This window comes from Nocardia sp. NPDC003999 (genome assembly GCF_053604885.1).
Map to the genome: position 1 here is coordinate 1 of NZ_JBSGIB010000058.1, position 1172 is coordinate 1172.

At 63.9% G+C, this 1172-nt stretch carries 1 protein-coding gene; it reads right to left on the reverse strand.

Going from position 1 to position 1172, the window contains the following annotated elements; translation table 11 throughout:
* Positions 1 to 1154 (reverse strand): condensation domain-containing protein (locus ACWESM_RS36615; RefSeq protein ID WP_364440034.1); only part of this gene is annotated, 1154 nt, incomplete at its 3' end.
* Positions 1155 to 1172: the final 18 nt, after the last annotated feature.

A 1172-nucleotide genomic window follows, 5' to 3' on the forward strand; every position in this document is an offset into this window, starting at 1 on the left:
CGGTCTTTGTCGGTGATGGGTGGGGTGGTGGTGGGTGGGGTGTTGTCGATGGTGAGCCAGTTGATGGTGTGGGGGAGGTGTGGGTGTGTGGGGGTGGTGGTGAGGCCGATGGTGGTGTGGGAGTTGGTGGTGATGTGGGTGATTCGTTGGGTGGGGTGTGTGGGGTCGATGGGTAGGAAGGCGGCGCCGGTTTTGGTGATGGCCCAGATGGCGATGATGGTTTCGGGGGAGCGGGGGATGGCGATGGCGACGATGTCTTCGGGGCCGATGTGGTGGTGGAGGAGTTGGTGGGCGAGGTGGTTGGAGCGTTGGTCGAGTTCTTGGTAGGTGATGTGGTGGTTGTTGTGGATGATGGCGGTGTTGTGGGGGTGGTTGTGGGCGGTGGTGGTGAGGAGGTCGGGCAGGGTGGTCGGTGGTGTGGGTGGTGGTCCGGTGCGGGTGAGGAGGTCGGTTTTTTCGGTGGGGTCGAGGATGTCGATGGTGGCGATGGGTTGGGTGGGGTTGGTGGTGATGGCGTGCAGGATGTGGAGCCATCGGTGGGTGAGGGTGTCGATGGTGGTGGGGTTGTAGAGGTCGGTGGCGTAGGTGATGGTGGCGGTCATCTCGCCGTTGTGGTTGTCGGTGAGGATGATTTGTAGGTCGAATCGTGCTGTGGGGGTGGGTGGTTCGGTGGGGGTGATGTCGAGGTGGGGGAGGTGGAGGTGGGGTTGGTCGAGGTTTTGGAAGGCGAGCAGTGTTTGGAAGAGGGGGTGGTGGGAGCGGGTGCGGTGGGGGGTGAGGTGGTCGACGAGTTGTTCGAAGGGGATGTCGGCGTGTTGGAAGGCTTGGAGGTCGGTGTTTCTGGTGCGGGTGAGTAGGTCGGTGAAGGGTTCGTGGGGGTTGATGTGGGTGCGTAGGACGAGGGTGTTGACGAACATGCCGATGAGGTCGTCGAGGGCGGGGTCGCCGCGTCCGGCGATGGGGGTGCCGATGGGGATGTCGGTGCTGTTGCTGAGGCGGGCGAGCAGGACTGCGAGGGTGGCGTGGATGACCATGAACACCGAGCAGTCGTGCTGGCGTGCGAGGGTGTGTAGTGCGGTGATGAGTTCGGTGTCGAGGGTGTAGGTGGTGGTGGCGCCGTGGTGGGAGGCCACTGCGGGGCGGGGGCGATCCACCGGCAACGACAACTCCTC